The sequence below is a fragment of the Vibrio sp. YT-19(2023) genome (assembly GCF_033337395.1).
The window spans coordinates 1-592 of record NZ_JAWOQN010000792.1; the positions used below are offsets into that span (position 1 = coordinate 1).

Annotated in this window: 1 protein-coding gene; it reads right to left on the reverse strand. The window is 45.6% G+C overall.

The features are described from left to right. Nucleotides 1–252 precede the first annotated feature (252 nt). A partial coding sequence (locus R7E78_RS28490; RefSeq protein WP_318058931.1) for a MarC family protein occupies nucleotides 253–592 on the reverse strand: 340 nt, incomplete at its 5' end.

A 592-nucleotide genomic window follows, 5' to 3' on the forward strand; every position in this document is an offset into this window, starting at 1 on the left:
GCGTCTAACACGCCACTGGCAAAGACGCCGCGCATCGCTCCACCTTCCACTACAATTGCTTTCGTTGCCATGTTTCCCCCATTAATTTCTCGGAAAAGAGTAATGAAATTCGTGCATTAGCAACAATTGGTTATTCTTATTATTGAGATAGGTGAAGTCTATGTATTTCTGCCTTAGAAAGTGAAAACTAAAGATCAAAAAATCCACACTTATGACGCAACACAAGTGTGGATTTGGGAAATATGGGAAGAGTTAGGCAAACACGGTTTTGTAGGCTTCGCCAGCACCATCGATGAACATTTGGGTGCCGATAACTGCCAAAATCAGGCCCATCATTTTTGTCACCACATTCAAAGCACTAGGCCCTACCGCTTTGACCAGTTTGTCCCCAAACAGGAACAATATGTAGGTGATGATACAAAGAACCGCAAATGAAACGATGGTAATAATGGTTTGGTCAAAACCACCTGTGGTCGCAAAGTTCATCGCTGTCGCAATCGTACCCGGCCCCGCGAGTATTGGCATCGCCAACGGTGATACGGCAATACTCAAGGCTGCCTGTTGCTGCGCAGGCGAATACGCTTTTTCCTTG